Origin of the sequence: Enterobacter sp. BNK-34, from assembly GCF_048684445.1 — a bacterium.
GTDB lineage: Bacteria > Pseudomonadota > Gammaproteobacteria > Enterobacterales > Enterobacteriaceae > Enterobacter > Enterobacter pseudoroggenkampii.
The window spans coordinates 2,863,631-2,889,955 of sequence record NZ_JBLQUA010000001.1; the positions used below are offsets into that span (position 1 = coordinate 2,863,631).

The 26,325-nt window shown below is 54.3% G+C and carries 26 protein-coding genes and 2 tRNA genes; 10 read left to right on the forward strand and 18 right to left on the reverse strand.

The window, feature by feature from the left end; translation table 11 throughout:
- Positions 1-84: 84 nt before the first annotated feature.
- The 3 genes from ACMGG5_RS13875 to yccX are packed head-to-tail and all read left to right on the forward strand — an operon-like array spanning position 85 to position 1,734.
- Positions 85-642, forward strand: a complete 558-nt coding sequence (locus ACMGG5_RS13875; protein ID WP_420278007.1) for a kinase inhibitor — start codon at positions 85-87, stop codon at positions 640-642.
- A gap of 10 nt (positions 643-652) precedes the next feature.
- Positions 653-1,441 carry an AraC family transcriptional regulator gene (locus ACMGG5_RS13880; RefSeq protein WP_032649118.1) on the forward strand — a complete coding sequence of 263 codons (789 nt, stop codon included), beginning with the start codon at positions 653-655 and terminating at the stop codon, positions 1,439-1,441.
- Positions 1,442-1,452: 11 nt separating this feature from the next.
- Positions 1,453-1,734: an acylphosphatase gene (gene yccX / locus ACMGG5_RS13885; protein WP_024907755.1), complete on the forward strand. Its 282-nt coding sequence runs from the start codon at positions 1,453-1,455 to the stop codon at positions 1,732-1,734.
- Here yccX and tusE read toward each other — a convergent pair.
- The 6 genes from tusE to ACMGG5_RS13915 form a co-directional block, all read right to left on the reverse strand.
- A complete protein-coding gene (tusE, locus tag ACMGG5_RS13890; protein ID WP_008499913.1) occupies positions 1,731-2,060 on the reverse strand; it encodes a sulfurtransferase TusE in 330 nt (109 codons plus the stop codon). The genes yccX and tusE overlap by 4 nt on opposite strands.
- Before the next feature lie 68 nt (positions 2,061-2,128).
- Positions 2,129-2,680 carry a LuxR C-terminal-related transcriptional regulator gene (locus ACMGG5_RS13895; RefSeq protein ID WP_208763706.1) on the reverse strand — a complete coding sequence of 184 codons (552 nt, stop codon included), beginning with the start codon at positions 2,678-2,680 and terminating at the stop codon, positions 2,129-2,131.
- 10 nt (positions 2,681-2,690) lie between these two features.
- The gene (locus tag ACMGG5_RS13900; protein WP_420278008.1) at positions 2,691-3,848 is read right to left on the reverse strand and encodes a CfaE/CblD family pilus tip adhesin; all 1,158 of its coding nucleotides are present in this window, start codon (positions 3,846-3,848) and stop codon (positions 2,691-2,693) included.
- 1 nt (position 3,849) lies between these two features.
- Complete coding sequence (locus ACMGG5_RS13905) at positions 3,850-6,567, reverse strand: TcfC E-set like domain-containing protein (protein ID WP_420278009.1); 2,718 nt, start codon at positions 6,565-6,567, stop codon at positions 3,850-3,852.
- A 72-nt stretch (positions 6,568-6,639) separates the two neighbouring features.
- Positions 6,640-7,146 (reverse strand): CS1 type fimbrial major subunit, encoded by a 507-nt coding sequence (locus tag ACMGG5_RS13910; RefSeq protein WP_061715619.1) that lies wholly within the window; start codon positions 7,144-7,146, stop codon positions 6,640-6,642.
- Between the two features lie 74 nt (positions 7,147-7,220).
- Entirely contained in the window at positions 7,221-7,964 is a 744-nt protein-coding gene (locus ACMGG5_RS13915) for a fimbrial protein (RefSeq protein ID WP_048991051.1), read from the reverse strand.
- A 309-nt stretch (positions 7,965-8,273) separates the two neighbouring features.
- Between ACMGG5_RS13915 and ACMGG5_RS13920 the strand changes: the two genes are divergently transcribed.
- Positions 8,274-9,029, forward strand: coding sequence for a winged helix-turn-helix domain-containing protein (locus ACMGG5_RS13920; protein WP_420278010.1), 756 nt, complete (start codon positions 8,274-8,276; stop codon positions 9,027-9,029).
- Entirely contained in the window at positions 9,026-9,502 is a 477-nt protein-coding gene (locus ACMGG5_RS13925) for a hypothetical protein (protein WP_048991046.1), read from the forward strand. Before ACMGG5_RS13920 ends, ACMGG5_RS13925 begins: the two co-directional genes overlap by 4 nt.
- 52 nt (positions 9,503-9,554) lie before the next feature.
- Here ACMGG5_RS13925 and yccA read toward each other — a convergent pair whose 3' ends face one another.
- Positions 9,555-10,214 (reverse strand): FtsH protease modulator YccA, encoded by a 660-nt coding sequence (gene yccA, locus ACMGG5_RS13930; RefSeq protein WP_320736049.1) that lies wholly within the window; start codon positions 10,212-10,214, stop codon positions 9,555-9,557.
- A gap of 269 nt (positions 10,215-10,483) precedes the next feature.
- On the opposite strand from yccA, the gene ACMGG5_RS13935 reads away from it, so the two are divergent.
- Together ACMGG5_RS13935 and ACMGG5_RS13940 are read left to right on the forward strand one after the other, a co-directional pair.
- Positions 10,484-12,112 carry an ABC transporter substrate-binding protein gene (locus ACMGG5_RS13935; RefSeq protein WP_420278011.1) on the forward strand — a complete coding sequence of 543 codons (1,629 nt, stop codon included), beginning with the start codon at positions 10,484-10,486 and terminating at the stop codon, positions 12,110-12,112.
- Between the two features lie 130 nt (positions 12,113-12,242).
- Positions 12,243-12,330: transfer RNA gene (locus ACMGG5_RS13940), tRNA-Ser, on the forward strand.
- A gap of 65 nt (positions 12,331-12,395) precedes the next feature.
- Here the strand turns inward: ACMGG5_RS13940 and ACMGG5_RS13945 are convergent.
- On the reverse strand, positions 12,396-12,800 hold the full coding sequence (locus ACMGG5_RS13945; RefSeq protein WP_024907748.1) for a GNAT family N-acetyltransferase: 405 nt from the start codon (positions 12,798-12,800) through the stop codon (positions 12,396-12,398).
- A 314-nt stretch (positions 12,801-13,114) separates the two neighbouring features.
- On the opposite strand from ACMGG5_RS13945, the gene ACMGG5_RS13950 reads away from it, so the two are divergent.
- Positions 13,115-13,372, forward strand: a complete 258-nt coding sequence (locus ACMGG5_RS13950) for a YjhX family toxin (protein WP_021240841.1) — start codon at positions 13,115-13,117, stop codon at positions 13,370-13,372.
- Between the two features lie 106 nt (positions 13,373-13,478).
- Here the strand turns inward: ACMGG5_RS13950 and ACMGG5_RS13955 are convergent, their stop codons facing one another.
- From ACMGG5_RS13955 to ACMGG5_RS13980, 6 genes are all read right to left on the reverse strand, one after another.
- Positions 13,479-14,315 (reverse strand): alpha/beta fold hydrolase, encoded by an 837-nt coding sequence (locus ACMGG5_RS13955; RefSeq protein ID WP_024907746.1) that lies wholly within the window; start codon positions 14,313-14,315, stop codon positions 13,479-13,481.
- A 180-nt stretch (positions 14,316-14,495) separates the two neighbouring features.
- Complete coding sequence (locus ACMGG5_RS13960) at positions 14,496-15,524, reverse strand: diguanylate cyclase domain-containing protein (protein WP_420278012.1); 1,029 nt, start codon at positions 15,522-15,524, stop codon at positions 14,496-14,498.
- A 158-nt stretch (positions 15,525-15,682) separates the two neighbouring features.
- Entirely contained in the window at positions 15,683-15,901 is a 219-nt protein-coding gene (locus tag ACMGG5_RS13965) for an acyl carrier protein (protein ID WP_008499867.1), read from the reverse strand.
- Positions 15,902-15,918: 17 nt separating this feature from the next.
- Complete coding sequence (locus ACMGG5_RS13970; protein WP_420278013.1) at positions 15,919-17,352, reverse strand: AMP-binding protein; 1,434 nt, start codon at positions 17,350-17,352, stop codon at positions 15,919-15,921.
- Positions 17,349-18,467 carry an MBOAT family O-acyltransferase gene (locus tag ACMGG5_RS13975; RefSeq protein WP_024907744.1) on the reverse strand — a complete coding sequence of 373 codons (1,119 nt, stop codon included), beginning with the start codon at positions 18,465-18,467 and terminating at the stop codon, positions 17,349-17,351. The genes ACMGG5_RS13970 and ACMGG5_RS13975 overlap by 4 nt, the downstream gene beginning before the upstream one ends.
- Positions 18,468-18,595: 128 nt before the next feature.
- On the reverse strand, positions 18,596-19,732 hold the full coding sequence (locus ACMGG5_RS13980) for a D-alanyl-lipoteichoic acid biosynthesis protein DltD (protein ID WP_061715613.1): 1,137 nt from the start codon (positions 19,730-19,732) through the stop codon (positions 18,596-18,598).
- 277 nt (positions 19,733-20,009) lie between these two features.
- Between ACMGG5_RS13980 and ACMGG5_RS13985 the strand changes: the two genes are divergently transcribed.
- Positions 20,010-20,097, forward strand: a tRNA-Ser gene (locus tag ACMGG5_RS13985).
- A 463-nt stretch (positions 20,098-20,560) separates the two neighbouring features.
- The gene (locus ACMGG5_RS13990) at positions 20,561-21,466 is read left to right on the forward strand and encodes a LysR substrate-binding domain-containing protein (RefSeq protein ID WP_048989940.1); all 906 of its coding nucleotides are present in this window, start codon (positions 20,561-20,563) and stop codon (positions 21,464-21,466) included.
- 47 nt (positions 21,467-21,513) lie between these two features.
- On the opposite strand, the gene cobO is transcribed toward ACMGG5_RS13990, so the two are convergent.
- The 4 genes from cobO to ACMGG5_RS14010 all read right to left on the reverse strand — a co-directional run bounded on the left by cobO (position 21,514) and on the right by ACMGG5_RS14010 (position 26,199).
- Complete coding sequence (gene cobO, locus ACMGG5_RS13995) at positions 21,514-22,116, reverse strand: cob(I)yrinic acid a,c-diamide adenosyltransferase (protein WP_024907741.1); 603 nt, start codon at positions 22,114-22,116, stop codon at positions 21,514-21,516.
- Between the two features lie 9 nt (positions 22,117-22,125).
- Positions 22,126-23,778: a class I fumarate hydratase gene (locus ACMGG5_RS14000; protein ID WP_248163802.1), complete on the reverse strand. Its 1,653-nt coding sequence runs from the start codon at positions 23,776-23,778 to the stop codon at positions 22,126-22,128.
- Positions 23,779-23,850: 72 nt separating this feature from the next.
- The gene (gene glsA / locus ACMGG5_RS14005) at positions 23,851-24,852 is read right to left on the reverse strand and encodes a glutaminase A (protein ID WP_024907739.1); all 1,002 of its coding nucleotides are present in this window, start codon (positions 24,850-24,852) and stop codon (positions 23,851-23,853) included.
- A 54-nt stretch (positions 24,853-24,906) separates the two neighbouring features.
- Positions 24,907-26,199 carry a dicarboxylate/amino acid:cation symporter gene (locus tag ACMGG5_RS14010; RefSeq protein ID WP_024907738.1) on the reverse strand — a complete coding sequence of 431 codons (1,293 nt, stop codon included), beginning with the start codon at positions 26,197-26,199 and terminating at the stop codon, positions 24,907-24,909.
- Between the last annotated feature and the right edge of the window lie 126 nt (positions 26,200-26,325).

Consider the following 26,325-nt stretch of genomic DNA (forward strand, 5'->3'; position numbering starts at 1 on the left):
GGCACAAAATCGAATCGCTTAGGCACATTACGGCATTGCAGCAGGCTTTACAGTAGGGCCTCCAGTTCAGCAGAGGAAGCACCCATGAAAAAGCGCAGTGTCATCACAATAGCCGCTCTGGCGGCGATAAGTTTTCAGGTTTTCGCGGCAACGCCTTTTGGCATCACCAGCCGGGATATTTCCGGCGATCGGCGGTTGGCGCAGCAGCAGGTATTTGAGGGATTTGGCTGCCACGGTGGGAATACCTCTCCCCAGCTGGCATGGAAAAATCCGCCCACCGGTACAAAAAGTTTTGCCGTTACGGTCTATGACCCTGATGCGCCCACCGGCAGTGGCTGGTGGCACTGGACCGTAGCCAATATACCGGCGAATACAATGACGCTGCCCGCTGATGCCGGTAACCCGAACGGCGAGAAATTACCTGCCGGCGTGGTGCAGGGGCGCAATGATTTCGGCTATTCTGGATTCGGCGGCGCATGTCCACCCGCCGGGGATAAACCTCACCGCTATCAGGTTACCGTCTGGGCGCTGGACGTGGATACACTGCCCGTCGACAAAAATGCCAGCGGCGCGCTGGTCGGTTTTATGATTAATAGTCACACTCTGGCAAAGGCTCAGTTAACAGCAACCTACAGCAGATAAGGATGACAGGGTGCAGGAGTTCCATTTTCGACATAAACATCTTACTGCGGGTGAAGTGACTGCCAGCAAAATGCATCGCCTGCACCAGGTTAAACTCTTCTTTCCGGCTATTTGTCATATCACTCACGGCAGTAAGGTGATTGTTCAGGACGATAACCGCCTGGAGGCGACACGGGATCAACTCATCATTATCCCTGCCAATACGGTGATGGAGATTATCAATCAGCCCGCGAACGGCATGTTTCGCTCGGACTTGCTCATGTTATCTCCGGAGATCGTTGCCGAGTTTAAAGCGCATTACCTGAAATCCTGGCCGCGCACGACGTTGCATTCGCTCTGCGCGCCGCTGAGCGAGGGGCTGGCGTTTATGTGGGATAACCTGCTGCACGCCGTGCGTCAGGATTTACCGGAGGCGCTGCAAAAGCATCAGGCTTTCGGTCTGTTGCTGGCCTTGCTGCATGACGGCGTGGCAGGTCCGCTGCTTATTGAGCGACACAGTAACCTGACCGAGCAGGTGCGGCAGTTCATTATGCTGTCGCCCGCCAGAGCCTGGAGCGCGCAGGACGTCGCCAGCCGTCTGGCCTTAAGCGTACCGACGCTGCGCAGGCGGTTACGCGAGGAGTCACAGAGTTTTCGCCAGATTGTGGAGGAGGTGAGGATGGCCGTTGCTTTATCACAGCTACAGTCAACCCGATTACCGATCGGCGAAATCGCATTACAATGTGGGTATCTTTCCAGCTCTCGTTTCACCGCCCGTTTCCGGCAGCACTACGGCTGTTTGCCGAAAACGCTACGTTAAGGAGAAAAAGAATGTCTAAAGTCTGCACCATTGCCTGGGTTCACGGCGTTGTTCAGGGCGTGGGGTTCCGCTACAGCACCCAGCGCGAGGCCGTTCAGCTTGGGCTAACGGGATACGCGCGAAACATGGACGACGGCAGCGTTGAGGTGGTCGCCTGCGGCGAAGCGGAGCAGGTCGACAAGCTCGTGGCGTGGCTGAAAGCGGGTGGGCCGCGTAGCGCACGGGTTGATAAGGTCTTAACAGAACCGCATCAGCCCGGGCGGGAATATATGAACTTCGGTATTCGCTACTAAATGCACTTCACCGGTTTTGGCAGGCCGGCAATTTTGGTGGCCTGTTTTGCCGGGCCTTTCGGGAACAGACGATACAGATAGCGGCTGTTGCCTTTCTCTTCACCGAACTTATTGGCCATCGCCTTGACCAGCATGCGGATGGCCGGAGAGGTGTTGAATTCAAGGTAAAACTCGCGGACAAAACGCACCACCTCCCAGTGTTCGGGGGAGAGGGTAATCCCTTCGTTTTCCGCAATTTTCTCCGCCAGCGGTTCGCTCCAGAGCGTCGTATCTTTCAGATAGCCTTCGCTATCGGTCTCAATTTCCTGGCCTGCAAAAATGAACATAATCTTCTGTCGTAGGTAAAAAATCAGCGACAGTGTAGCAAAAAAGCGGGCTCAGGATAAACCGTGACCTACAGGAGCAGCTGAAGCAGGTTGTTGGCATTGAGCTTCTTCAGCGCGTTGCATTTATGGGTTGAAACCTGTTTCTCCGACATGTGCGTCACGATGGCAATGTGGCGGACCGGCAACCCGGCCAGCATCAGATCGAGCACGTTGAATTCAGGAACGGTCAGGCAACAGTCAAGGCTTCGAACGCGACGCGGCTCTTTTGCCAGCAAATATGCCGCATCGGCAACGGCGATCCTGTCGTCGATGATATAAAGCGTTAGCGTACCGAAACGCTTGCGTAAATGCGTCGCCAGCGCCCATCCCTTTTCGTTGCAGACCAGATAAAGACTGCCTTTCCAGCGGGCGGCTTCAAGCCTGAGCAAAATGTTGATCAGCGCCTGATGCGTCGCCGCCACGGAAAAACGGCAGCGGACGACCACAACGCGGCGGGTAAGCAGCGTTGGCTGCCATTGTACGGTATCGCTTATGACCTCTGGCTGGACGCCCCGACGCAGCAGCGCATAGCGCAACCCTTCGGCGTAAAATCGATTATTGTCGAGAATGGCGTAACTCACGGTGACCTCGTTATAACGTGCTGGGCGTATAGATAACGCGCAGAGTGCCGGTATAGTCGCCTGCGTTTTTGCTGCTGGCAGCAAACGCAGGCGTTTTCAGGATAATCGGCGCAGGAATGCACAGTACGCTCTCGCGTCCGCCCGGCAGCACGACCTGACGCAGATGCTGCGGATCGTTTGTGCCTTGCCAGACCAGGGTTTTACCGTTCGCGACCGTTTCGGTTGCGCCTGTGATTGGATTGGTGACGGAGACCCGATAATCGAGACGGTCCCGCGCATCGGTCTGGCTACCGCCGCGCCGCCGGATAGAAAACGCCCCTTCGGCACGCCCATCTGAGGGAAGCCCGTCGTCCTCAAAGCGAAGATAGGCGCGGGTGCTGGTACTGTTTTTGCCGTCGTACAGGCACATATCCAGCGTGTTTTCCCCCTGGATCTCGCTGCCCCCGGGGCGCCCCGGGAAGTTGGTCAGGTTGAGGTTAACGATGGGCGTGGAGTGCGGAAAGGCCGGCAGATAAATCTGCTGGTTTCCCGGGTCGACCACCTCAATGCGAATATTGGCCTGCCATTTGGCGAGGGTGAGATAGCCCGGACAGCCGACATTCACGTCATTGAAGTTCCCGCCGCAGTCGGCGCTTCCCCACTGGCGCAGGTTCTGCTTCAGCGTGGCGGTCCAGATCCCCGGCAGGGCGAGCTTATCCAGTTCGCTTTTTACGATGTAGAAATCGAAGTAAGGCTCTCTGTTCCACGCTGGGAGGTCGACAGTTCCTCCAGTCACGAAGCTGGCGAAAGTAAACACTCTGTTATTGATAAACATGTAATGATCGCCATACACCTTGATATCCACCGTCTTGCTGGTGAGGGCATGCGTAAAACGCAAGTTGATGGCATAAGGCGCGGCCGGGTTCGCCGAGAACCAGACCGGGGCGTTCATGCAGGCGCCGTTCGTGGTGTCAGTCCGGGACTCACAGGTCAGGGTATTACGCCCCCACTTTTGCGGATCGGCGGGGTCATAACCGCCCGATTCATGAAACCAGATGTCAAAGCGCGCAGGCGGTGCCATACGATCGAAGCTGATCCCAACGCTGGAGTTACGTCCCGCGGGGGCGCCCGCCAGCGTCTGGCCGGCCCACAGGCTTAACAGCAGTAAAATAAAGAGGCGTTTAATCACATCATTTCCCTTTAGTGAGGCTATCGGTATTCATGGCAGTCGGGCCAGCAGGGACCGACCGTCCGGCCAGCATCAGCTGCGCCTGCTGCTGGACTGCATCCGGCAGGGCGGAGAAGGTTAATTCCTTACAGGGAATCGAACCGACGTAACGCACAACGTCGCGCATGCTCTTCACGTTCAGCGCGCACTGATAAAATTGCTGCTGACGCACCAGGTAGAGGTTATGCAGCAGGGCGTCGCTTTGTGCGCTAAACCCGCCATTGCCAAGGTCGCTCCAGCCGTTCACGTTCAGCGGCACGCCGCCGATAAACGGCGAATGGCGCTCGTCGGTTAACTGGCCAAGCCAGGTGTAGCTTGCGGTAGTTTGCACGTCCCGGCGCAGCAGTTTGCCTGGCACCATAAACAGCGTTCTGCTGCCTGACCCTTGCGTGATTTCACTGCTGGCTCCCCGGGAGACGTCCAGCGATTCGTTAATCGTCAACGTCGTCTGCTGATAGCCCGGTACCGCGAAGAGGGCGCGGCTATTGCCCGGAATGTCTGCGCTCCCGCTATTATCCAGCGACACGGCGACGCGCGGATCCTGAGCATCTTCCGGCGTGGCCACGTTCACCGCGACGGCGGAAGCAGGGCGACCGTCGCTCCAGCGGCCCAGCCACAGGCCAGAACGGGACAGCGCGAGCGTTGAGCTGTAGTTACCGCTGCTGCTCAGCGTATGGCGGCGGTCCTGACGATCCCAGGCGTCGCTGACCGTCAGGCTTCCGTTGCCATATCGTCCGCCCTGGCGCGTATAGGCTGAGGTATTCAGCGAGTCGCTGTTAATGCCCGACGCGCTGAGGCCATACTCATTTTCACCGCGGGCATCGGCATACCAGTTATGCGCCACGCTGTAGCTCAGCTGGTTTTTTTCACGCTGCTGGTGCTGCCATGTCGCGCCCAGAGAGGTGTAGCTTGACGCATCACCCTGACGGTTATGCGCCATGGACAGGCTCACGCTCAGGTAGCCGCCTTTATCCCTGCCGTCGCGGGCGTCATCGTTACGCATAAACAGGTTAATGCTGCTGTTAATGTTCAGCCCATGGGTACTGAAGGCGTTGCTCAGGCCTCCCTGCCAGGCCCGCGTGCGCGTGCGGGTCATATAGACCGATTCCCACGGCAGACCCGCATCGTGGCGATCGTCGCTGTCCGGGAGCTCACGGCGTGAAACGTACCGGCCTTCGTTGCGGTTATCCGAATATCCCAGGCTCGCATACCAGGCGCCGACCGGGACGGAGAACATCACCGAGAGGGTGCGATAACAGCCGTTCACGGCGTCAAATCCCGCGCTTTGGGTGGTGCAGTTTTCAGCGGACAACGCGTTGCGATAGATGCTCAAAGAAAAACCGTCGTTGTAGCTGATTTGCTGAATATTGCCGCGCTGACCTTCGCTGCCGTAGAGGTAGCTAAACCGGGTACTCAGCACGCCATCGATCGGGCCCGCGTTGAAGCCCCGGCTCCAGTCGATCGCATTTTCCAGGAAACGCTGGTTTTTCTTGAACGTTGCGCCGCTGGTCAGCGCCAGCGTCGGGGTCACGGGCAGACGAACGCCCGCCTGCGCAACCGCGCTACGTTCTTCGTTTTGATCGCTATTATCGGTTTCGCCCGCCTGCAGGAACCACTCGACGCGGTCGAATGGCGTAATGCCGGTTCGGGTAAACGGCACCTGCTCGGTGCGCGTCAGCCGGTTATTTTCATAGATGGAGAGCGTCACGGTGTAGCTCCCGTCCGGGAACGAACGCGTGTCCAGGGTTTGCGCCCCGGCATTCAGATAAAAGCTCGCCAGCAGCTGATTGCCCCGGCGGGCGTCGATACGCGCGTCATGGGAAAGCAGCACGGTCACTGGGGTTCCCTTCGACTGCTGAACCGGGTTCATCCATGCCCTTGTTGAACCCGTGCGCAGGCCGCGAATTTTGCCCAGCGGCAGCTGGCTGAGGTTGATATTCCCACCGGCGTTGCTGAACAGATCGCGGGTATCCATCTCGCCCAGCTGAACATAGTACTGACGCAGGATATCCTGGCGAAACCAGGCGTTGTTGACGGTGACCTCCTGCAGCTGCTTCTGCCGTGAACGCTGCCCCAGCCAGGTCCAGTCGAGATTCGCATAGACGTCCTGCGTGAGCGCCAGCGCGCCGTTGCCCTGCACGGTTGCCGACTGATAATCCCTGTCGGCAACGAAGTTAATGTTTTGCTGATGGATCAGCGCATTTTCGGTGCCCTGAGTAGGCTGATACCATTGATTCTCTGCCGTCTGCTTAGGCAGAAATTTCTTGTCCAGGAACAGGTTAATGCGGGCGTTATTCTCGTCATAAATAATGGCCGCGCGGTCGGTATCGATGTAATCACAGCCCGTTGCGGAGCCGTTGCTGTTACAGGCCAGGTTGCCGTTACGGGCAAGCGGAACAGCCAGCGCGGCAGACACGGTGGCAACAAGCGATGGGTCGTCATTAAACCGGCGTTTGATGGCCGCTACCACGGTTTCAGGTGCGACAAAGCTGACCGTTTCAAGCGTGATATCCGTTTCAAAAAGGCCAAGCGCCTCGCCATAGAGGTTCACCTCTGTCCACAGGCGCTGCGTCTTCGCCAGATCTTCAAAACCTGGCGGGACGGCCATCCCGGCGCAGGCGAGTTGGATGGAAGCGGGTAACAAAGCAACAAAGAGGAGGGTATTTCTGTGAAACGCCATGAACGAGCCTCGACATCATCCTGACGTCAGAGGGTGAACACCCTCTGACGTTATTCCTTAGGTGCAGTGGTGTTACGCACCGCCTTCCGTGGTCGTCGCCTGCGTCAGCATCAGGCTGACAACGCCGCTGTACTGACCGGTTTTCAGAATGCCTTTGGTGGTCTGGGAAATGGTCAGCGGCAGTACCGCTGAACCGTTTTCAATGCTCCCCGGGAACAGTTCGGCGCCTGTATATTCCACATCTGCGGTAGAGAGGGTTTTATCACCCAGAATCACCGTCATTGGGATGGTCTCAGCACCGTCAGCATTCGCCAGCTTCGCGGCGCTAACCAGACGGACTTTTACGTTGCTGGTCGCGGAGTTAGACCACACCTTGGTATTCAGGCGGTAGCTTTCCAGGCCACGGCCAGGCAGGTACTGCATATCGATGCTTGCCGGCAGCGGTGTGTTATCGGCCTGGGTCATATCCAGCTGTGAATCAACGCTGGCGTTGACGGTAATATCTTTTTGAATCGCCAGCGCGCTAACGGACGTGGTCATCGCGGCAACAATCATCAGAGGTTTAAAATACTTACGCATTGATATCTCCATATTTACAAATGAGCACCCTGGCTCTTTAAACAAACCCTTTGGGTCTTTACGGTAACGTCGTGTTATTGCACGACGGGTAAATCAGCTTCTTCAGCGGTTTTATTCAGCCAGTTGAAGTAGCGGAATTTATATTTCTGGCCTTGTACCTTCGAGAGCGTTTTTAATTTCCGTTCGGTGTCCGGATAAATCGTCGCGTCTTCTTTAATCCATCTGCACGACGAATCCGCATCACAAATACCGATCTCTCTGAGCGGCACGCGCAACGTGCCGCTGTTTTTTAACGTTCCCCTCTGAGGGTCAATTGACAGCGCAACCACGCTTTTTTTCGGTGCGAGATGGATCAGGGCACCCCAGATCACATTGACGCCCAGTCTTGCCGTCGCAGCAGGGCTTTCTGCCTTGCCCGGAATAATGCTGTCAGGCTGCTTGACCCCTTCAAAATAGACGCGCCAGGTCGTCTCTTTTTCCGGGGGCGTAAGCGATACCAGGCGAACCACGCGCATTGCGCCTGCCGCAAGGGCGAATTTTTCCGGCGTGACAACAACGCCACCCTCTTTCCACGACGCCACATCAATTTCTTTTTCCAGGGCCGTGCCGGGATTAAGAATTTTCTTTTGCCTCACCCGAATGAACTGAATATCATCCGTTTTTGACGCCACCTTAATTTGCGCCGCACCGGACTTATCTACGTTAAGTTCCATGGGATACACGCTCATATTGGCCAGTGCCATTTCCGGGAAAAATGGCAGTGACAGCGCGGCGACATAAAGGGCGGTTGTGACGCTCACTCTTTTTTTCTGTTTCACAATCAAGTCTGCCTGCTCTGAGTTTAAAGTCGGCGCGTTAACACCAGGACACCGTCTGCTTTCGTATCGCTTCAGGGCAGGGAAACTTTAACCAGAACAGCGGTTTGTGAAAATTTGTATTAATTAACTCGTTATATACAGTTTTTTATCCTGATTTTCTGGCTTTAAGGTTGTATAGTTAAGCGAAAATACCGCGACCAGGGATGGGGAGAAAATTCCTTCTGATGAGAAAATAAGCAAGTCAGGAGAGGGTTTTCATGTCGATGTACCAGGGATTAAAAAGCATGCGGTAACAGCCGAGAATAAAAGATGTTTTTTATATGCAATAATTCGTTGTTATTTGATCCTGAAGCACATGCAATAAGTCTTGTTGGACAACCGGAATCTGTATTAACGCTTTCGGCACCCGCCGTTCGCCTTTTACAGGAATTTATTAAACACAAAGGGCATGACCTGAGTCGGGAGGAATTGATTACCCGCGTGTGGGAGGAGTTTGGCTTTACGCCATCGGGAAATAATCTCAATAAAGCGGTGAGCGAATTACGTAAAAGCTTCCAGGCACTGGGAGAGGGGTACGAATTTATCGTAACCGTACCTCGTTATGGGTTTCGTTTTGAGGCCGATGTGATTTTTCAGCCCGGAGAGAGTATTCAACCCGCTGAGCCGCAGCCTCCGTCTGCACCGCAAGTTGAAAAGCCCCAGCGCGCTTCCCTGAAAAGGTGGGGGATTCCGGCCATATTGATTATTGCTGCATTGGGGGCGAGCTTCTACTTTAGCCGGCAGCTGGGGATATTCGTCCCGGCAAAACTCATGCCGGTTAAGGAGAAAATCGCGCGTTGTCGTCTCTGGATTATCAACGATCACGGAAGACCGCTGGTGTTATCGAAATTAGCGGCGCAGCTGGCGGCCAATAACGTGGCGTGCGAACGTGAGGAGTACGACATTTATTATTTCAGCGCCCGTTTTTCAATTGCCGCCGCAGATGAGGTGTTCATTGGCGCCTGCCCGGTCAGTAAATCCAGCCTGTGCAAAACCATCCGTTATAAAAGCGGGGCCCAAAAATGAAAATAAAACTTCTCTTTGGTCTGGGTGGTGTGTTGGTCGGCAGTGCCCTGGCGCTGTTTTACTATTCTGGCTGTGTGTTTAAAAAGGATGTGCTGGCCTGTAGCACCGAATTTAACTTTACGCGCAATGAGGGAAAAACCAGCGAAGTGAAGGTCAATACCGTTGCCCAGTTCTATTTTCATCGGGACGGTACCGGAGTGACCACCTATAAAGGCGCGGCAAGGGCTGACGGGCAAAATCTGATCGTTGACAGGGACGTGGACTTTACCTGGCAGCAGCGGGACGATGATAACGTCATTGTATTGAGCTACACCGAAACCTGGCGTCGACACAACGACAATACGCCTGACGCCCAGTGGGGGAGCTTTGCCAGTCCGACTGCACGCTACTACCTCACGATCTCTGAACTCTCGCCTTCCGTGTGGCTGATTCAGGACCGGCGCTATCCGACCTATATTTGCCGGGGTGAGTAGGGCATAAAAAAGGAGAATGCCGGGGCATTCTCCTTTTTCATATCCGTTGTGCTTAATCCCGACTGGCGAAGCCCAGGATGCTCAACAGGCTGACGAAGATGTTGTACAGCGACACATAGAGGCTCACGGTGGCGCGGATATAGTTCGTCTCACCGCCGCGAATGATGTTGCTGGTTTCAAACAGGATCGCGCCGGAAGAAATCAGAATAAACACGGCGCTGATCGCCAGATGCAGGGCAGGCAGCTGCAGGAAGATGTTTGCCACCATACCCACCAGCACAACTACCACACCCGCCATCAGCATACCGCCGAGGAAGGACATGTCCTTACGCGTGGTCAGCACGTAGGCCGAGCAGCAGAAGAACACCAGCGCGGTACCGCCCAGCGCCATGCCGATAAGATCGCCCATACCGGCAGACAGATATGCGTTCAGCATCGGCCCCAGGATGTAGCCCAGGAAGCCGGTGAAGGCAAACGCGGACAGAATACCGACCGGTTTGTCAGCGGTTTTGTAGGTCAGGAACATCAGACCATACATGCCCACCAGGGTCAGGATCAGCCCCGGAGACGGCAGCATCAGCATGGTGCTGGCGGTGGCGGTGATCGCCGAAAACGCCAGAGTCAGGCTAAGCATGAAATAGGTATTGCGCAGCACCTTGTGGGTACTGAGTAGCGATGTGCGGTCGCGCGAAGAAGTAATTATACGATCCATGAGTCACTCTCTTATGACAGATGTAATTAGCGGAAAGAATAGGAAACGGGGCGCCAGTCTCAAAGTGGTTTTACCCATCTTTACTCAGCACGTTAGTGCTGAAGGTGGTTATTTATTCTGCAGAAGTACGTTTCACCAGTATGAACAGCGGTTTGCGACAATTTACCAGATCAAGCTCTTATAGGTTACTGAAAAATATTGCGTTATTACCATTCGAACGCTAAGAGTTATTTCCGGATCGTCATAAAACAGACAATAAGGCGAAGGAAATGAAACCACAAACACGCACGAACTTTACACTCTCTTTGTTAACCGCCGGGATCCTGTGCGCCAGCACGGCTGCCTGGGCGGCTAACGTGCCGGCAGGAACCCAATTGGCAGAGAAGCAGGAACTGGTCAGGAACAACGGTAATGAGCCGGCCTCGCTCGACCCGCATAAAGTCGAAAGCGACGTCGAATTCAATATTATCAGCGATTTATTCGATGGGCTGGTCAGTGTCTCCCCGACGGGGGACATTCAGCCACGGCTGGCGGAAAAATGGGAGAACAAGGACAACACCGTCTGGACGTTCCATTTGCGTCCGGGCATCACCTGGAGCGACGGCACTGCCATCACCGCGGAAGATGTGGTCTGGAGCTGGCAGCGTCTGGTTAATCCTAAAACCGCTTCTCCGTACGCCAGCTATCCAGGCAACATGCACATTGTGAATGGTGCGGATATTGCGCAGGGGAAAAAAGCCCCCGATACGCTGGGCGTGAAAGCGATAAACGACACCACGCTGGAAGTCACTTTGACGCAGCCTAATGCGGCATTCCTGGCCATGCTGGCGCACCCGTCACTGGTGCCGGTGGACAAAGTGCTGATTGGCCGCTTTGGCGACAAGTGGACCAAGCCTGAACATATCGTCACCAGCGGGGCGTATAAGCTGTCGCAGTGGGTGGTCAACGAACGCATTGTGGCGGAGCGCAACCCGCGCTACTGGGATAATGACCATACCGTGATTAACAAGGTGACGTATCTGCCTATCACCTCCGAGGCCGCAGATGTGAACCGCTATAAAGCGGGCGAAATTGACATTGTCTACACGGTGCCGATTAACCAGTTTGCCCAGCTCAAGAAAACCCTGGGCAGCCAGCTGGACGTTTCACCTCAGCTTGCGACCTATTACTACGAATTCAATACCACCCGTCCGCCGTTCAACGACGCGCGCGTGCGCAAGGCGCTGAACATGGCACTCGATAAAGACATCATTGCCGGAAAAGTATTAGGGCAGGGGCAGCGCCCGGCGTGGCTCATCAGCCAGCCGGATATTGGCGGCGTTAAGCTCCAGAACCCGGATTACGCCAGTTGGCCGCTGGACAAGCGCATCGCGGAGGCGAAAAAGCTGCTGAACGAGGCCGGATATAATGCCAGCCATCCTCTGAGCTTCAACCTGCTCTATAACACCTCTGAATCGCACCAGCGCATCGCGATTGCGGCCAGCTCCATGTGGAAGAAAAACCTCGGCGTGGAGGCGAAGCTGCAAAATCAGGAGTGGAAAACCATGCTGGATACCATGCACACCCACAATTTTGATGCGGTGCGGTACGCGTGGATTGCCGATTACGACGATGCGGCGACCTTCCTGAACAACTTCCGCACCGGCGACAGCGAAAACACCAGCCAGTACAGCAATCCGGAATACGACCAGGCGCTGCTCAATGCCGCAAAAGCCAAAACAGCGGAAGAGCGGGGTAAGTACTACCAGCAGGCGGAAGATCTACTGGGGCGCGATGTGCCTGCCATTCCGGTTTATCACTATGTCCGCACGCACCTGGTTAAACCGTGGGTCGGTGGATTTACGCCGGATAAGCTCGGGTACTATTACACGAAAGACATGTACATCAAAAAACACTAAGCCTGTGCTGATAAAATCGTCGATGTGTCGTCAGTTCAACCGATTAAACACGTTTTGACTATTTTTACAGCGAACGAGTGCCACCACTCTTTACAGCACGCGGTGAGGTGTTTATAGTTCGCCTCACTTAGGAAGTGTGGCCGAGCGGTTGAAGGCACCGGTCTTGAAAACCGGCGACCCGAAAGGGTTCCAGAGTTCGAATCTCTGCGCTTCCGCCAGATATAAACCCCAGGTTACTCGTTAACCTGGGGTTTTTATTTTTGTCTTAACGCGGATTTGCCCTTCACCAGACTCTGGCCATCCCTTCGCTTGCCGGGCGAACGAGCGTAAAACCAAATTTTGCATAAAGCTCAGGAACATCGGCCATTAAGCAAACGTACGCTCCTTTACAGGCGTGGTTATCCAGCCAGGCAACAAGCGTTTCCATAATGATTCTGCCCAGCCCTTTCCCCTGATGAAGCGGATCAACCGCGACGTCGACAATATCAAAATTCAACGCACCATCCCCCACGATGCGCCCCATACCGACCGGTTTTCCCTGAAACACTATATGCATGCCATAGCAGCTGCCGGGCAGCGCTTTTTGTGCCGCTTCCAGCGGGCGAGGGCTAAGACCCGAGATCTCGCGCAGCCGGCAAAACGCTTCTGCAGTGGGGACGGTTTCAACCACGGTATAGTTATCAGGCATAAGAGGAGCTCCAGTCGGTGTTCAGTAAAGGGTTTCAGTCTGGCAGTAAAATTGACGAAAGACGATTTTACGGACCGATCCCGTTCACACTTTTAACTTCCCGCTATTCCCCTGTAAAAAACAGGCGTTATCATTCACCCCGTAAATACCTTTTTATCTCTTACCGAGGCTTTGATGCTGGAGAATGTTTTCATCAGATAATCAGCTTCCCGCCCTTTTCAGGACGGACTGGTTATCGCTGCGCTTAAACCTTACGCACGCACCTGCGGGTGTGGGCTCGTTTTTACGCATGATGATTACACAGGTTTTCCAGTATGAATTTATCCCGTCAGGAACAACGTACCTTACACGTTCTCGCCAAAGGTGGACGTATTGTGCACGTCCGCGACAGTTCTGGCCGCGTCACGTCCGTTGAGTGCTACACCCGCGAAGGGCTGGTGCTGAGCGACTGTACGCTCAGCGTCTTTAAAAAACTCCGCACCAAAAAGCTGATCCGTTCCGTGAACGGGCAGCCTTACCGAATCAACACCACCGGGCTGAACAACGTTCGCGCCCAGCTGGATAATCGCTAAGCGGAATAAACAACGCCACCCTCGGGTGGCGTTCATGCATTGAACGGGATATCGTGGCGGAATGTAGGCCGGGTAAGCGCAGCGCCACCCGGCAAGAAACGCGGCGTTATGAGCGAATAAAAGCCAGAATGTCCGCGTTGATGGTATCCGCATGAGTGGTATGCATCCCGTGCGGGAAGCCCGGATAAATTTTCAGCACGCTGTTCGCCAGCAGCTTGTCCTGCAGCAGGGCAGCATTTTTATAAGGCACGACCTGATCGTCATCGCCCTGCAACACCAGAACGGGAACCGTAATGGTTTTTAAATCTTCCGTCTGGTCGGTCTCTGAAAACGCCTTAATTCCCTCGTAGTGGGCCTTGGCGCTCCCGATCATCCCCTGACGCCACCAGTTCTGGATCGTCCCCTGCGAAACGTCCGCGCCATCGCGATTAAAGCCGTAGAACGGACCGCTGGCAACGTCGAGGTAAAACTGGGCGCGGTTAGCCGCCAGCGCTTTGCGGAAGCCGTCGAAAACCTCAATGGGCGTGCCGCCGGGGTTAGTTTCGGTTTTTACCATCAGAGGGGGAACGGCGCTGACGAGCACCGCTTTGGCGACGCGCCCCTGCGGTTGGCCATACCGCGCAACATAGCGGGCGACCTGGCCGCCGCCGGTGGAGTGACCGACGTGCACGGCATTACGCAGATCCAGGCTTTCAACCACGGCTGACGCATCGGCCGCATAATGATCCATATCGTGGCCTTCACTCACCTGGTCCGAACGCCCATGACCACGGCGATCGATAGCGATAACGCGATAGCCTTCTGCAAGGAAGAAGAGCATCTGGTTATCCCAGTCATCGGCACTTAGCGGCCAGCCGTGGTGGAAAACAATCGGTTGGGCCTCTTTGGGACCCCAGTCTTTGTAGTAAATGTTGACGCCGTCTTTCGTGGTTACGAATGCCATACCGCAGACTCCTCTGTTAAAGGCAAAATGATCCCCGGCTGAGCGCACAGCGAATCATTAATGCCTTAATTAAGTTGGCTTTTTTCTGTTTCCCGTACCGACAGTACTCCTAAAGTGTAGGAGAAATAGTAAAAGCAGTCGGTTTCATTTCTGTTAAAGGCATCCAAAGCGCCAGCTCCATCATCGTTCTCCCGGCGTAACCCGCTTGCGGGTATACATCGCCTTGTCTGCGCTATTGAGCAACGTATCGGCATCACACGCATCATGAGGAAAGCGTGCAATACCAATGCTGCCTGAGATGGAAATCACCTGATCGTTAATCAAAAATGACTGTGCCAGCGCGGCGCTGATCTTTTCCGCCGTGTGTGTGGGTAAGGCATCATCGGTCGTTAAATCGGGGAGCAGGGCGACAAACTCATCGCCACCGAGTCGGGCAACCGTGTCGCCTTCGCGCAGTACGCTTTGCAGACGAAATGCCACCAGCCGCAGCAGCTCGTCGCCAACGGCATGACCATGCAGATCGTTCACCGGTTTAAACCGGTCGAGGTCGATAAACAGCAGCGCCACTTCTTTATCGTGAGCGATAGCCTGGGCGATCGCCAGTTCCAGACGGTTAACCAATAATCTCCGGTTCGGTAACCCCGTCAGGGCATCAAAGTTAGCGTGCAGCCAGGCGATATGTTCACGCTGTTTGCGATCGGTAATATCGCGAATAAAGGCTGAAAATATTTGCTTACCCGCCTGCTGATGCGGCCATATCGAGAGCTCAATAGCGAACTCGCCTTTGGTGCGATGCAGCGCAGCAATCTCGATAGTGCGGTTGAGAATATTCGACGGTTGTCCGGCCTTAAAGCGCATCAGGCCGCGTGCGTGCTGCTCGCGAAACGCTTCCGGCACGATCATCTTGCCAAGACTGTTGCCTATCGCTTCCTCCGCTGACCAGCCAAACATGCGCTCTGCCGCCTGGTTCCAGTTCACAACGTTACCGGCATGATCGATGGTTATCACCGCATCCTGCGCGGTTTCAACCAGCTGACGATGGTACTCTTCACTCTCTTCCAGCGCCTGCTTCATCGACTCTATCTGGCTGATGCTCTCCTGCAGTTCGCTGTGCATTTCCGCCAGCGAAAGAGAGAAAAAGCGGATCCGCTCTTCAACGGACATATTTTTCATTTCTGAATAGAGATCGCTGGCGGTACGTGGCGGCATACTGAATTCCTGGACAAAAAGTTAAGCACGTATCAATTATGGCGCTGTTGATAACTTTTTGTATCGGGAGTAAGGCAGGACGGCGGTAGGTGGCTTGCAGGTAATCTGGACAGCATAAATGAAACAGGCTCTGGAGCATGCCTCCAGAGCCTTCCGGGTTAACGGTTTTCTTCAATATAGCGGGCCAGGTCCGCCGGGGTTTTCAGCACCGTCGCCACGTCAGTTGGCGGGATCATGCAGCCATAAACGTCCTGCACTTCCAGCACCATATCGACTGCCAGGATGGAGTCGAGAATGTCGGATTCAATCAGTTCATCGTGAAAGCCCACCTTACGGGATAACACTTTTTCGAACAGGGCGAGAATTTCTTGTTCCATAATTTTTCCTGGAGTCATTAATTTGTGCGGGCGTAAGCGTCCAGCAGCTTGCGGTCAATTTTGCCGTTAGGATTCAGCGGCAAAGCGTCTTTTACGATAATTTGTGAAGGCACCATATAGTGCGGAACCACCTTCGACAGCGACGTTTTGATGGTATCCGGCGCCATATCCGTCACGCAGAACGCGGCAATGCGCAGCACGCTGCCGCAGGATTTCATCAGCGGCAGAACCACCGCTTCATTGATGCCGGACATGGCCAGAAGGCGGTTTTCAATCTCATTGATTTCAATACGGTAGCCATTCAGTTTGACCTGGCTATCGTTGCGGCCCTGGCAATAGATAAGCCCCGCTTCATAGCCCAGATCGCCGGTCCGGTAGCCGCGAAATGCTTCATTTTCCCGACGGAGTAATTTTTCTGCGTTCTCCTGCGGCAGGCCGAGGTAGCCGCGCATGACGTTTTTACCCCAGATAATCAGCTCGCCCTCAGCGGAAATTTCCATTCTGCTCTCAGGCATCATGACCCCCACCGGCAGCACGGCGCTGTCGCTGTTCAGGATCTCATCCGTGATTTCAACCACGGTCGTCGCGATGGTCGCTTCCGTTGGGCCATAGGAGTTGATGATTTTGGCCTGCGGGAAACGGCGGCGGAGCTGTTTAACCAGCGCCTTATTTAACACTTCACCAATAAAGATAAAGACGTTGAGCGCAGGCAAATACTCGCTGTTGAACTGCGGGGAAAGCAGCTGCTGGTATGCAAAAGAGGGGGTGGAAACCCAGGCGGAGACCGCGTTGCTTTTCAGTCGCTCCAGCCAGTTCTCTTTCTGAATATCCTCTTTGGCGTTCAGCACAATGTGTCCGCCCATCGCCAGATTCGTCAGCAAAGGGATCAGGGAGAGGTCAAAACTGAACACCGCGTGGTTCATCAGCACCGGTTTTTCCGGCAGCGAAAAGTCCTGACTGACCCATTTCATGAAGTGCCATACGCTTTCACGCCCAATCTGCACCCCTTTAGGCTTGCCGGTGCTGCCTGAGGTAAACATGATATAGGCCAGATCCTGCTCCTCCAGCACCTTGCCTGGTTCACCCGTGGCGATGAACTGCCGGGTCGCGACGTCGTAATAGTAAGGGGCATTGGCCAGATGGCAGATCTCCCGCAGGCGCTCCTGTGGGTAGATGCAGTCCACCGGGATGTACGGAATGTTGTGCAGCAGACAGCTATAAATCGCCACGGCGAACTCGGCCTGCTGGTGTCCGTACAAGACGACCGGCGTACCGGCAACAGGCTGGCAACGCTGATAGCGCTGTGCCCAGTCCGTCACGGCAGCAGAAAGCTGTAGCCAGCTTAAGGCTTCGTCGCTGCCGCTGATGGCCAGTTGCTGCGGGGAGGCGGGATCGCATAATGCCGCACGTAAGAAATCCTGCAGTTCCTGAAGATCGGAGTGATTTTTCATAGAGGTGACATTCCACTAAAGATGTAAAGGGATCCCGCGGCGCTTCCCAGCGTCAGAATTCTCCCTAAAAACGCAACGGCCGGATACTGCAAACCGCGGTGCAATGCCGGGCTGCGCTTGGCTGACCACAGCAGCATGTTATGAGTAACGGAAATCGCGCCAAACAGCGCGCCGCTGATGACGTAATGGCGTTCCAGGCCATTCCATGCCCCCATGCAGAACAGGGTGCAAAAAATACCGATATTTTGCGCCAGCGTTTTGTTCTGACGGAAAAAGTTGAACTTCATCAGGTTCATATAGACGGGCATAAAGACCACATCGCGCAGCCATTCAGACAAACTGATGTGGAAGCGGCGCCAGAAGTCCTGCGGGTTCTTTGCCAGAAGGGGCATATTGAAGTTTGCCGGAATGTTCAACCCAAACAGGCGGCCCGCACCGATGGCCATATTGCTGTAGCCCGCAAAATCAAAGTAGAGGTAGGCGCTATAGGCAATCGACATCACCACGCCCACGGTCAGCGTAAACGGCTTATGGCTCCAGGGCTGCACGACAAGTGAATCAACCAGCATGGCAAACAGGAACTTCTGGATAATGCCGGTAATGATTTGCTCTAACGCGACTAAAAACTGTTCACGGTTAAGGGCAAACACGGGCTTGCTGACGTCACTCATCCATGTCCGCCAGCGGTACATGGGGCCTGCCAGGATGATAAAGGGCATAAACAGATAGCAGAAATAGTGCAGGAAATTCTGGCCTTCTTTTTTACTGCGATAGAGCAGCACGTCCACAGCGCGGAACGTCATAAAAGAGAGGCCGATCATGCCGAGATGATGATTAACGTGTAATTTCACTAAAAATAAAGGAAGCAGCGTTAATACAATAGCTTGCCAGGTTTTTAACCATCCTTTTTCTTTTAACGCGGCGACAAGGTAAAAACTGATAAAAACGACCGCGGGAACACGGTAATCACCCTGAAAAATATAGCCCCAGCCTAATGCAGCCAGGACAGATAAGGCCGATAAATAAGTCAGGCGATGACGTAATACGCGATTGACCAGCGCAAACACCAGAGCGGATGAAAACAAATAGACAAAAAACATTCCTGAGCTATACATCATTCGGCCTCAGAACTTTTGATATTCAAAATGCAGCTGCATACTCATGCTGTCATCGACAGAGGTCCACGCGACGATAGTGATCGCCAGCAGGAGATAAAGGAAAAAAAGACGGATCGCGATTTTCATTATTTAAAGCTCTGTGCAATAAAGCGAATCATAGGAACCCAGGCCAGTTCGGAAGGGTGCAAACGATCCCAGTTCCAGCCATTCTGATAAGGCATGGCGTACATATCTAAATAAGGGATCTGGTTCTTTTCCAGAATGGTTTTAATTTGCTTATCAACCGGGCGGAAGGTATCGGTATTGTAAAGCGCCCAGGGGTTAACCGGGTCGACGATAGCAATTACCTGCACGTGACGTTCCTTCAGCAGCTGGACGGTTTTACTGAACGCGGCGATTTGCGCAGGCACGACCGGCGTGTCATCCCACTGTTGCGGCTTACCGTCCTCTTCGTAAATCGTTTTGTCCATCCACAGCGTGGCCGCGCTCTGCTGGCGTTTTTTATTTAACTCGCGCGCGTTCGCCAGCTCTTTATCCCAGTCAGGGGTAATGTGGGCGGTGGGCTGCTGCGGCCACGGTTGTACCGTCTGGGGCGTGACGTTGAGCAGCGCCAGCCAGTCGTTTTTTATCATTGTGCAGACGTTCGCAAACTGGAAGCTCAGCTCGTCCCACATCAGATCGGGGTGCCAGCCAAAGACGCGCATTTGGCCAAAGGTTAAATGGCTTATCTCTTTACTATTAATATGCTTTAAATAATTAACCAGCAGCGGGCGCGCCTGCGGGTCCTTCATCAGCGGATTAAAAATAGAACCGGGGAAATTATCGGCATAGATAGCCGGTGGCAGCCCTTTTGAGTAAAAGCTGTCAGGTGCCAGAAGTAAAACAACTTTACTGTTTGCGTTAAGGCTATTTTTAAAACGCGAGAACAGTAAAAACTGCGTTTCGTCATCGACAAACGCATCGCCATACGCCACAACGGGTGTGTGCAATTGCTTATTAAAGTAATTATATACAGCGTAATGTTCATCTTCTGAGGTGGCAACCTCAGACGCGCCAATGAAGAAAATCGCATTACCTTGTAAGGCATGGGAAATAGTCGCAATTTTTTCCGCTTGTTCTTTCGGCGTGCCCTCCATTGATTTAATCAGCGGCTGGAACGTGAGGGGCGGATCGAAGCTCGTCACCAGCGGGTGAACACACAGGAACAAAATGGCCAGGGTCGCCATCAGGATATGTAAGCAAAGCGTATTTTTGATTTTCATCATCAACCAGTAACACTGCATGGCAGTAATTTCTAAAATCTGTCGGTACTCAGATTTATAACAATTACACAACAAATGGCCGTCTATTTTTGTGGCATTCTATACCAGAGCGATTTAAAAGGATGAGCGTTGCTGTGTAACGGTATGTACAAGGGAGCAGAGACCGATGCGCGGTAAGCGCCTGGGTGATTTTTGCGCAGTCAAACGCCGGTGGCAAAAAATAGAAAAATTCCTGCTTTACAAGGCGCTAATAGATGTTTATAGTGCGCCTCACTTTGGAAGCGTGGCCGAGCGGTTGAAGGCACCGGTCTTGAAAACCGGCGACCCGAAAGGGTTCTAGAGTTCGAATCTCTACGCTTCCGCCAAATTCGGAACCCAGATCGTTATGCGATCTGGGTTTTTTGTTTTGAGCCGGTTTCTGCTTGCGTGCTGAAGAGGCGCTGGAACGGTGCTCTGGCATCCGTCACGCGGGTGCGCCGCTGATCAAAAGACGTACACAGAACCCTGCTCTATTTTTAGCACAACGTTTTGTTTTATATTTTTTAACGTCCAGCCCTATGCTATTCCTGTTTTTAATGGCCATATGATTTTTCATATAATAAGACGCTGTCTCCATTACACGAGGCACAAAAGAGAACAGGTTCTTAATAATCTTTCATGTTTCATTTCATTTTCTGCAAGTAGTTTGGCCTGACGCGCAAAACTGATTAAATCATGGTGTGGATCACTGCCGACAGAGCATAACTAAAATATAATGGCGGTATCGTTCTGAAGCAGGGTTTATTCGCTTCAAAAAATTACTGTTACCCACCATGAATGGAAGACATGATGAGAGGAAAAATCCCCAAGAGCGAGTTGCTGGTGACGTTCGAAGTTGTGGCGCGTCACGAAAGCTATACCCGCGCGGCAGAAGAGCTGGCGTTAACGCAGAGTGCAGTGTTCAGACAGGTGACGGCCCTGGAGGAGTTTTTACACACCTCATTATTCAATCATGCCAAAAAGCGGATTTTTCTGAATGCAGCAGGCAAGCATTATTTGAATATCGTCAAAGAGACGCTTAATAAGCTGGAACGCGATACAAATATGATAATGTCCTGGCAGCCTGCCGTTCAGGTTGTGGAGCTGGCGGTAAATCCCACCTTCAGTACGCATTGGCTGATCCCTAATTTATGGGAGTTTAATAAATTAAATCCTGATATTATTGTTAACATTCACTCGCTGGCCAATATCGGCGATTTTTTAAATCGTGAATACGATGCGGCTATTATGCGCGCCGATTTTTGTCCCCCGTGGTCGGAAGTCGATTATTTATTTGAAGAGGAGATCCTGCCGGTCTGCAGCCGAAGCTTGCTCCCCAGCGCGGAGCAGAAGCTGGGGGTTGAGGAGCTGCTCAGTGAGTTTCCGCTGTTACACCAAAGCACTCGCATCAATGGCTGGCAGGAGTGGTTTGCGCTGTCCGGTATCACCAGTCCGGACGTGAACCTTGGCCCGCGCTTTGACCTCCTCTCGATGCTGATTGCCGCAGTACGATCGAATCTTGGGGTCGCGCTGCTTCCCCGCTTCGCCATCCAGCATGACCTGGACTGCGGCGAGATGGTGATCCCCTGTGATGTTCCTATCCGCACCGGCAACCGCTTCATCATGACGTGGCGGGAGGAAAAGGCTCAGTCCCTGCCGTTACAAACCTTCCGCGAGTGGCTATTACAAAAATCAGTGGTATCGCCGGCCGCGTAATAACACCGGATGGCGGCAGTGCGGCGCGCCATCCGGTACCGACATGCTTACCAGTCAATGCCCTCCTGCGCCTGAATACCGCTGTCAAATGCGTGTTTTACCGGGCGCATTTCGCTGACCGTGTCGGCAAGCGCCAGTAACTGCGAGTGACAGCCGCGTCCGGTGACGATCACAGTCTGCTGCACCGGACGGTTCTCAACTGCCGCGATCACCTCCTGAGTATCCAGATAGTGATAAGCCAGCATATAGGTGAGCTCATCCAGAACCACCAGGTCGTAGCTCGGGTCAGCCAGCATGCGCTTGCTCTCCTGCCACACCGCCGCTGCGGCCTGAATATCCGTCTCCCGGTTTTGTGTCTCCCAGGTAAAGCCGGTGCCCATAATGTGAAACTCGACGCCGAGCGGATGCAGGGTGTTGTATTCACCATTATCCCACTGGCCTTTAATAAACTGCGCGACGCCAACGGTTTTACCGTGGCCGACGGCACGCGTCGCCGTACCGAAGGCGGCGGTGGACTTGCCTTTTCCGTTGCCGGTGAAGACGATCAGAATGCCTTTCTTCTCTGTTGCCGCCGCCACGCGGATATCAACCTGCTCTTTGCGCTTTTGCTGTCGTTGGCGGTGTTTTTCTGCGTTAGCTCGCGCTTCCATAGTGGCTCCTTAATGTCCGGCAGGGCAGGATGCACAGCGATGCTGCTGCTCAAACTGGCTGAAGAAATTATTCCCTTTGTCGTCAACCAGCACAAAGGCGGGCAGATTCTCGACCTCCATCATCCATACCGCCTCCATGCCCAGTTCGGGATACTCAAGGCAGCGCAGGCTTTTCACATACTGCTGCGCCAGCAGCGCCGCCGCACCGCCGATGCTGCCGAGGTTGAAGCCGCCGTGCTTATGGCAGGCATCGGTAACCTTCTGGCTGCGGTTGCCCTTGGAAAGCATGATCAGGCTTCCGCCTGCGGCCTGGAAAGCATCGACGTAGCCGTCCATGCGCCCGCCGGTGGTCGGACCGAGGGAGCCGCAGGCCTGATTCTCCGGTGTTTTCGCCGGACCGGCGTAATAGACGATATGGTTTTTCATGTACTCCGGCATCGGCTCGCCGTTATCCAGCCGGGCTTTGATTTTTGCGTGAACAATATCGCGTGCGACCACGATCGGGCCGCTTAACGACAGCCGGGTGCCGATCGGCAGGGCAGACATATCGCGCAGGATCTCGCGCAGCGGGCGGTTCAGGTTGATCTGTACGGTTCTGGCGTCGTGTTCCTCACGGCTGGCGTCGGGGATGTATTTCCCTGGGTTATGTTCCAGCTTCTCCAGCCAGATACCGTGCTTGTTGATTTTCGCTTTGATATTGCGGTCGGCGGAGCAGGAAAGCGCCATGGCGACAGGGCAGGAGCCGCCGTGACGCGGCAAGCGGATGACGCGAATATCGTGCGCGAAATACTTGCCGCCAAACTGGGCACCGATGCCGAATTCGCGGCTGGCGTTGAGCAGCGTGGCTTCCAGCGCCGTATCGCGGAACGCCTGGCCCAGCTCGTTCCCGCTGGTGGGCAGGTTGTCATAATATTTTGTTGAGGCCAGCTTCGCCACCTTCAGCGCCTGGTCGGCAGAGAGGCCGCCGACCACAAAGGCAATGTGATACGGTGGACAGGCCGCGGTACCGAGCGACTTCATCTTCTCGATCAGGAACGCAGTGAGCTTCTCCGGCTGCAGAATCGATTTCGTTTCCTGGAACAGCGCGGCTTTGTTAGCCGATCCGCCGCCTTTATTGACAAACAGGAAGCGATATTCGCTCCCCGGCGTCGCGCTGATGTCTATCTGCGCCGGCAGGTTGGTTTGGGTATTAACCTCGGTATACATGTCCAGCGGTGCGTTTTGCGAGTAGCGCAGGTTACACTCGCTAAAGGTGGTATAAATCCCTTTGCTCAGCGCTTCGGCATCATCACCGCCGGTCCAGACGTGCTGGCCTTTGCTCGCCACAACGGTAGCCGTGCCGGTATCCTGACAGTTTGGCAGGACGCCTTTTGCCGACACTTCGGCGTTGCGCAGCAGCTGCAGAGCGACATACTTATCGTTACTGCTGGCCTGCGGGTCGTGCAGGATGCTGGCTATCTGCGTTAAATGTCCGGCGCGCAGGAAAAATGAGGCTTCATAAAAGGCCTGCTGGGCCAACAGGGTCAATGCCTCAGGCGCCACCTTAATGACCTCTTCGCCCTCCAGCTCCGTCACCGTAACGTGCTGTGTGCTGAGGAGTTCATATTCCGTCGTATCGTTACTCTGAACAAACAGTTCCTGCCAGACAAATGGTTTAGACATAGTACTTCTCACTTTGTGGTTGTTTTTGCCGGGCGCTGGCGCAGCTGCCGCGCCCGGCTGACAAAATCACAGTCAATGGGCTAAAAAGAGGCTGGCCTGCGTCGCCCCGGCAACATACGCAATCGTCTGCTGGGCGCGGACGCTATTCCCGGCGGCATCCAGCGGTGGCGAGTAGACCGCGATGGCGTATTGACCGGGCACGATGGCAACCATGCCGCCGCCGACGCCGCTCTTCGCCGGGATCCCAACGGTGTACAGCCATTTGCCGCTGCCGTCGTACAGCCCGGCAATCGCCATTTCCGCCAGAACCTGCGGCACGTAGCGTTCATTCAGCAGTTGCTTACCGTTGAAAGGCGATTTGCCCTTGTTCGCCAGCACCGCGCCCATTTTGGCGAGCTGCTCAACGGTGATGTCTACGGAACACTGGCGGGTGTAGATTTCGACGGCTTCACGGGTATCGCCATAAAAGCTGTTATAGGAGGCCATCAGCATCGCCAGCGCCTGGTTATGCTGATTGGTTTCCATTTCCGATTTGAACACCGGCTCGTTGACGGTCAGCGAGGCATCCGCCCACGCGTTCAGGTTATTGAGGATCGTGTTCCAGCGGTCGGTCTTATCTTTCGCCTCAATCAGGCTAACCGTGCTCATCGCCCCCGCATTCACCAGCGGGTTTTCCGGCGCACCTTTCGTCAGCTCAATGGCTAAACCGGAGTTGAAGGGCAGACCGGTCGCACTGGCGCCGAGTTTATCCAGCACCTCCTGCGGACCGCGCTGCTCCATCGCCAGCGCCAGGGTGAAAACCTTGCTCAGCGACTCCATTGGAAACGCTTTTTTCACGTCGCCAACCTGGTAAATCTTGCCGTCGACCGTGGCGAGGGTGATGGCGAAATTGTCGGGGCTATAGGTCGCCAGGGCAGGGATGTAGTCGGCGACCTTCCCCTCATGATTACCTTTGAATTTTTGGTGAGCCTGTTCAAGCAGCTGCGCATAATCCGGCGCGGTTTGCGCCAGCGTGGCAGCGCTAAACATCAGGCTGACGGATAAGAGGCTGACGCCGAAAATGTTTATCTTCATGGGGCTTTCCTGTACATCGGAAGACGAAAGGCCAACCACGGTTGGCCTTTGTAATCAATACATGGCGATTTCAGTTTCTGAAGCAGTGCTTTCTTTGGCCGGAACCTTGCCGCGGCAGCCGGCGCCGAAGTGCTCGCCTTCCCAGCGACCGACGATAGCGGCACCCATTGCGTTACTCATCACGTTGGTAGCGGAACGGCCCATGTCGAGGAACGGATCGACGCCCATCAGCAGAATCAGACCCGCTTCCGGAATGTTGAACTGGTTGAGGGTGGCGGCAATAACCACCATCGATGCGCGCGGCACGCCCGCCATCCCTTTAGAGGTCAGCATCAGGATCAGCAGCATAGTGATCTGCTCGCCAATGCTCAGTTCGATGTTGCACGCCTGGGCGATAAACACGGTCGCAAACGAGCAGTAGGCCATTGAGCCGACCAGGTTAAAGGAGTAGCCGATGGGCAGGACAAAGCTGGCAATCCTGGAGGAGACGCCGAATTTTTCCAGTTTGTTCAGCGTGCCCGGGAAAGCCGCTTCTGAACTTGAGGTCGTAAAGGCCAGCAGCGCAGGTTCGAGAATCGCTTTAGTCAGACGACTGATGCACGGACCGACAATCATCGTGGACAGGCCAATCAGAATCGCCCACAGCAGGCCGAGCGTCATGTAGAACTCGCCCATGAAAATACCGGCGCTGACCATCACGCCCAGACCGCGTTCGGCAATCAGTCCGGAGATCGCGGCAAATACGGTCAGCGGTGCAAACAGCATGACGTAACCCGTCAGCTTCAGCATCACATGCACCAGAGAGTCGAGCACCTTAATGATGGGGTCGGCTTTCTCACCAATGGCTGCCAGGCTGCAGCCGAGGAAAATCGAGAACACCACGATTTGCAGAATCTCGTTGCGGGCCATCGCATCAACGATGCTGGTCGGTACCGCGTGAGAAATAAACACTTTCAGCGTGAACGGCTCGGACTGAACGGCCGCAACGGCCCCGGCGTCATGGGGAACAAAGTTAATGCCTGCGCCAGGCTGGAAGATATTGACGATAACCAGCCCCAGGGCGATGGACAGCAGCGAGGCGCAAATAAAGAGGAAAAAGGTTTTGGAGAATATACGGCCAAGCGTTTTAGCATCACCCATTTTGGCTATGCCGACCACCAGGGTGGAAATGACCAGCGGGGCGATAATCATTTTCACCATGCGTAAGAATATGGTGGTGAAAATAGAGATATCCTGTGCGTACGTTTTTGCTGTATCTGCTGATGCCATATTATTAATGACCACCCCGGCAATCATGCCGAGTATCAAACCTAATATGATCATTTTCGTTAAGCTTATTTTTTTCATGTTTACTCCATCGGATAAAGGTTGGTTAATGTGTAGGGTCGCGTGCGTCTGAGCCCTGATGAACCGCTCAGACGCACGTTTGTTGTGACCAACCGCATGAATTATCTGGAATACAGTGATACAGCA